The sequence below is a fragment of the Microcystis sp. LE18-22.4A genome (assembly GCF_027531105.1).
GTDB classification, from domain to species: Bacteria; Cyanobacteriota; Cyanobacteriia; order Cyanobacteriales; family Microcystaceae; genus Microcystis; species Microcystis aeruginosa.
Genome location: NZ_JAPZRB010000631.1, coordinates 1 through 5,343, shown reverse-complemented (window position 1 = coordinate 5,343; position 5,343 = coordinate 1). Strand labels below are relative to the sequence as shown.

The window sequence follows — 5,343 nt, the reverse complement described above, 5'->3', positions numbered from 1 at the left end:
CCCACATTCCGCACCCTCAACTGTCACATAAGCTGTCCCCCTCCAGAGACTTGAGTAAAAATACTTATCTGGTGAAGGTTTTCTCGGTGGCCGCTAGGGGGAGCTTGAGACCCCTAATTATGAAAAAATAGGAATTGTTGGAAAACTTAGGCAGTGGGCTGTTCGACCATGAATCAATCAACAGAAATTGAAGTCAAAAATCTAGACCATCTGGGATTAGTAGCCGGAATTATCGATGAAATAGGAATCGTTGAAATTATCAACGAACAAGTCTCAATTGAGCGAGGAGAAATTGTCACAGCGGGGCAAGTCGTGAAAGCAATTATCCTGAACGGATTGGGATTTGTCTCCCGGGCCTTGTATTTATTTCCTCAATTTTTTGAAGATAAAGCAACCGAACATTTGCTGGGAGAGGGCATCGAACCAAAACACCTGAATGATGATAAAATTGGTCGAGTAATGGACAAACTTTATCAACTGGATGTTTCGGGGATTTTCCTACTCATTAGTTTAGCAGCCGTGAAAAAATTTGGTGTAGCAACCGAGAATTCCCATTTAGATTCGACTTCTCTATCAGTAGAAGGAGAATATAACAAGGAATACCCAACAGTAGAAATCCTGAAATCAGGAGCAGTGGGAGAAGAAATTGAAACCAGACAACAGCCAATAAAAATTACCTACGGATACTCCCGCGACCGACGACCTGACTTAAAACAATTTATGATTGACTTAATCGTAAGTGGGGATGGAGATGTACCTTTATTCCTGAAAGTAGGGGACGGAAATGAAGCGGACAAAGCGGTTTTTGGTCAAATCGCCCGAGAATTTCAAAAACAAGTTGACTTTGACAGTTTAATAGTCGGCGATAGCGCCCTCTATAGCAAAGAGAATTTAAAACTAATGAGAGAAATGCGTTGGTTATCTCGAGTCCCCTTCAGCATTAAAGAGGCTCAAGAGTTAGTCGATAGCATCTCAGAAAAAGAGTTAACCGATGCAGAAATACCGGGTTATTCCTGGCGGGAAACCATCTCTAACTATGGGGGGATAGAACAAAGATGGTTGCTAGTTGAAAGTCAAGCTAGAAAAGAATCAGACTTGAAAAAATTAGAGAAAAAAATCGAGCAAGAAAAGAATTCTGCCCAAGAAAAAATCCGCCAACTATCCCGAAGAGAATTTGAGAATAGAGCGGTGGCGTTGGCGATAGCCAAAGGATTATCTGACTCCTTAAAATATCATCAGTTAACGGAGATTAAAGTCAATCTCATTCCGCCTGAGTCTCAGCAGTCAAAACTCAAATCAAAAGACGATTTACCCTCTCAAAGCTATCAAGTTCAAGCCGAATTAGAGTTGAATTTGCCAGCGATTGAGAGGCTAAAGAAACGAGCAGGACGATTCGTTTTAGCAACTAACGATTTGGAGAAAAAACGATTAAGCAGTGAGGATATACTCAAAAAATATAAGGGGCAACAAGCTCCAGAAAGAGGATTTTCTTTTCTCAAAGACCCCGGCTTTTTTGCCGACAGTGTCTTTCTCAAATCTCCCCATAGAATCGAGGTCATGGCCATGCTCATGGGCTTGTGCCTGTTGGTTTATACTATTGGCCAAAGACAACTTCGTCTGAATTTAAAACAGCAGGAGACGGGACGGAAAAATCCGTTGGGTAAGTTAACCGACCGACCAACATTACGCTGGATATTTCAGAACTTTCAAGGGATTCATCTCCTACGTATTCAAGACAATCAAAAGATTAGCAACTTAACGGATGAGAGGCGCAACATTTTGAGATTTTTTCCCAAACCTTGCCAGGAATATTATCTCTTATCTTGACCAGATGGATTGACTTCAAGGGGTGACAAAACTTAAGCACTACTCGAACATCTCGACGCTAGATGTTAAGTCTGATTGCCCAGCCATTCTCAACAAGCACTGTTTATTGAGAATGACCGGGGGAACTCTGAAATTTTCGGCTTAGTTGCCGGCAGCTTGCCGCCAACTCACTCCTCTAGATAAGTATTTTGACTCACGCCCCTTCCTCTTTTGAGACGTTGTGACACTTAGGGTGCGGAATGTGGGGTAGAAAATTGCCGTTTTTTTGTCACTGATGCCATTTTTCAAAAGTAATCGCAGAGATGGTTAATTTCCCTTACCCCCACAACCAAAGGGAGAGGGGAGTAAAATGCCGGCTCTCTTATTCTTTGTGTGATAAGTTTAACTTATATAAGACCGATCAATCTTTGTGTCCTTTGTGTCTTTGTGGTTCGTTCCATTTGGTCACCAGCAGGAATGTATTTTAGAATACATTTTACCCACCAAACCCAAGAGAGTAAAATGCCTGCTACGAATAAAGGAAAATACTATGATTACTGTTTACTGATCACTGTTCACTGATAACTGAAAGGTCTCCTGTCTTCAGGTTAAGATTCCCAAAAAAAGGCTATTCTTTACCTTATATTCCTCGGCAGAAATTTGATGACTCCCTTGTTAGTTCACACTTACCCTTCTCTTGTCAAGGGTATTTTAATTAAACGTTACAAACGCTTTTTTGCCGATATACAATTGGACAACGGAGAATTAATTACGGCCCATTGCGCTAATACCGGACCGATGACAGATGTATGCGTAGAAGGTCAACCGGTTTATCTTTCTCGCAGTGATAACCCGAAGCGAAAATTAGCTTATACCTGGGAGATGATTCAACTGGGGGAGACTTGGGTGGGAGTTAATACCAATCTTCCTAATCAGGTGGTGAAAAATGCCCTGTTGCAAGGAGTTTTTCCCGATTTGGTCAAAAATGACACCGAAGTGCGATCGGAAGTGGCCTACGGTCAAAATAACGGCAGTAGAATTGATTTTCTGTTGACCCATGGGGATAATTCCCTCACCTATATTGAGGTCAAAAATACCACTTGGAATCAGGGAGAAACGGCACTTTTTCCCGATACTGTCACCACGCGAGGACAGAAGCATTTACAGGAATTAATGGCTTTATTGCCGGCAGCGGAGGCGATTATGCTCTACTTTATTAATCGGGGTGATTGTGACCGATTTGCTCCGGGGGATAGTAAGGATACTAAATACGGGCAGTTATTGCGTCAAGCAGTGGCTAAAGGAGTCAAGGTTTTACCCTGTCGCTTCCAAGTGACACCCACGGGAATTTATTATTTAGGTTTAGCAGAATTGCAGCTGTGAAACGAGTAGTTGAGAGCGGCCGGCTTTTGACAAAATCCCCCGAACCGCAACTGACCTTTAAAAACCTAGAGACACAGTTACCTGTGCCTCTACGGGGGATTTTTGTCGATACATATTTGAGGTAATTTGTCAAGGTTTTTGATAACTAAATTCCGTGGCGCATTTTCTCTAATTTCTGCTGCACCTGAGCATCGAGAGAATGGAATAAAAAACGCCCTTTGGGACTTTGAGAAGAACTCTGGGATTTTCTCAGACGACGACCGGTTAAATCCACCTCGATTTCGAGACGTTGAGCGGAAATCCACTGGGCCCCATAACCCATAACGGTCATTTTTTGGGCATTATCAGAAGTAGCGACGATAATGCGTCCGATAGCTGGGGCGCGATCGTGCCAAAAATCGGCGCAGGTTTTCTCGATATAGGTGTCGGCGGTTTGAGCGTGAGCGGTAAAATAAACCGATAAATGGTTAGTGTAGCGTTCTTGGCTGCCGGGGGTATCTTGAAGGTAGGAATCGAAGACGATTTGGGTTTGATAACCCTGGTGGTGGGTGTAACCGATTAGGGTTTCAATTAACTTGTCTCGCGCCGGTTCGAGACCGTGGCGATCGCTAATTTTTTTCAGGGACGGCCAAGCGCCGATGACGTTGTAGCCGTCAACCAGCAGAAGGGAACGATCAGAAGAATTAACCATGGCTTTGAGAGTAATTGGTGTGGCATTAAGGGCAGTTCTAAAAAACAGCATCCTAATGATATTAACAAAAAATTTAAGATTCAACCGCCGCACTTGCCAATAATCTCGCTTTTAAGTCTAGGGGATTTCCCCGATCCGTTACCTTGCCCCCCTCTAACAAAAATGCCCCATCGCTGTAATCCAATTCCTCCAGGCGATGCGTCACCCAAAGGGCCGTAATCCCCCGGTTTTTGACCAATTTCTGCACTTGAGAGACTAATTCTAACTGAGTATCCCCATCCAAAAGGGCGGTGGGTTCATCAAAGAGCAAAACCTCGCAATGACGAGCTAAAGCCCCCGCAATGGCGATTCTTTGCTTTTGTCCGCCACTGAGAGCATAGATCGGTCGTTTTTCCATTTCTAATAAATTCACCGCCCCTAGGGATTCCCGCACCCGCGCCCGAATTGCCGGCGTGGATAAACCCTCGGATACCAACCCAAAAGCCACATCTGCCCCCACTGTTGGCATCACTAACTGATGGTCGGGATTTTGAAAAACAAAACCGAGGGGGTTAGGTATCTCTATTTCCCCGCGACTAGGTTTTAATAATCCCGCTAAGAGCCGCAGCAGGGTTGATTTACCGCTGCCATTTGTCCCCAACAACATCCAAAATTCTCCTCTGGGAACTTGCAAAGAGCAGCCATTTAATACTGATTTCCCATTCGGCCAGCTAAAGCAGAGGTCTGTTACTTTTATAGTCATGAATTATCAGTTATCAGTTATCAGTTATCAGTTATCAGTTATCAGTTATCAGTTATCAGTTATCAGTTATCAGATTTGAGTTTTTAAGTGTGCAGTATTAAATAGAAGTTTCCTACTGTCTTTTTACTGCTCACTGATTACTGTTTACTGATTACTGCTCACTGATAACTGATTAAAGAACTATTCTGTGGCTAAAGCGACAAACCCCGGCGCTCTACCAGTGGAGGCAGCCCCGGATTTTTGTGAAACAATCACCGCACTGATCTGATCGCTCAAAACCGCCACCTTTTTATCGGTTTGTTTTTCGCAGGTTAATTCTAATAATTCTGGATTTGGCGATCGCATAGCGTTAATAATTGTTTGATACAAAGCGTCTGCTGCTGCTTCTTCCTTGCGCTGCACGGAAATGGGGATGGGCGAGAGTTTCAGGGTAATATCGATCGAATACATAGTTTAGCGTTCCCTTCCAAAAAACAAGTCAAAAACCATTGTATAGCAGGGCTTGGGTGTTGGGGTTTTAGGGTATTAGTGATCAGATGTGGGTTTTCAGTTCACTGATTGCTGTTCACTGTGCAGATAACCCTAGTGGGACTTAAACAAATTTCAAGCCCAAACAAAGCCTAAACTGGCTTTGTAAGCGGCAAACACATCCCGATTCTCGGTCAGCCACTCAAAGAAACGGAAAGACATCGCTGTCCGAAAAGCTGCCAAGGCTTCCACA

At 43.6% G+C, this 5,343-nt stretch carries 6 protein-coding genes; 3 read left to right on the top strand and 3 right to left on the bottom strand.

What is annotated here, in order from left to right; translation table 11 throughout:
- Positions 1–168: 168 nt before the first annotated feature.
- The 3 genes from O9295_RS26905 (at position 169) to sfsA (ending at position 3,189) form a co-directional block, all read left to right on the top strand.
- Positions 169–1,827, top strand: a complete 1,659-nt coding sequence (locus O9295_RS26905; protein ID WP_288036320.1) for an IS1634 family transposase — start codon at positions 169–171, stop codon at positions 1,825–1,827.
- Between the two features lie 372 nt (positions 1,828–2,199).
- Positions 2,200–2,388, top strand: a complete 189-nt coding sequence (locus O9295_RS27625; protein WP_002773477.1) for a hypothetical protein — start codon at positions 2,200–2,202, stop codon at positions 2,386–2,388.
- A gap of 81 nt (positions 2,389–2,469) precedes the next feature.
- The gene (sfsA, locus tag O9295_RS26900) at positions 2,470–3,189 is read left to right on the top strand and encodes a DNA/RNA nuclease SfsA (protein WP_288036319.1); all 720 of its coding nucleotides are present in this window, start codon (positions 2,470–2,472) and stop codon (positions 3,187–3,189) included.
- Between the two features lie 145 nt (positions 3,190–3,334).
- Here sfsA and O9295_RS26895 read toward each other — a convergent pair whose 3' ends face one another.
- The 3 genes from O9295_RS26895 to O9295_RS26885 form a co-directional block, all read right to left on the bottom strand.
- Positions 3,335–3,880, bottom strand: a complete 546-nt coding sequence (locus O9295_RS26895; RefSeq protein ID WP_199224929.1) for an NYN domain-containing protein — start codon at positions 3,878–3,880, stop codon at positions 3,335–3,337.
- Positions 3,881–3,953: 73 nt separating this feature from the next.
- Positions 3,954–4,622 (bottom strand): energy-coupling factor ABC transporter ATP-binding protein, encoded by a 669-nt coding sequence (locus O9295_RS26890; RefSeq protein WP_288036316.1) that lies wholly within the window; start codon positions 4,620–4,622, stop codon positions 3,954–3,956.
- A 180-nt stretch (positions 4,623–4,802) separates the two neighbouring features.
- Positions 4,803–5,072 carry a UPF0367 protein family gene (locus O9295_RS26885; RefSeq protein WP_002756830.1) on the bottom strand — a complete coding sequence of 90 codons (270 nt, stop codon included), beginning with the start codon at positions 5,070–5,072 and terminating at the stop codon, positions 4,803–4,805.
- Between the last annotated feature and the right edge of the window lie 271 nt (positions 5,073–5,343).

What these genes read in the sequence shown, in the direction of transcription:
- O9295_RS26905 (WP_288036320.1), top strand. Translation starts at nt 169, where the DNA reads ATGAATCAATCAACAGAAATTGAAGTCAAAAATCTAGACCATCTGGGA.
- sfsA (WP_288036319.1), top strand. Translation starts at nt 2,470, where the DNA reads ATGACTCCCTTGTTAGTTCACACTTACCCTTCTCTTGTCAAGGGTATT.
- O9295_RS26895 (WP_199224929.1), bottom strand. Translation starts at nt 3,880, where the DNA reads ATGGTTAATTCTTCTGATCGTTCCCTTCTGCTGGTTGACGGCTACAAC.
- O9295_RS26890 (WP_288036316.1), bottom strand. Translation starts at nt 4,622, where the DNA reads ATGACTATAAAAGTAACAGACCTCTGCTTTAGCTGGCCGAATGGGAAA.
- O9295_RS26885 (WP_002756830.1), bottom strand. Translation starts at nt 5,072, where the DNA reads ATGTATTCGATCGATATTACCCTGAAACTCTCGCCCATCCCCATTTCC.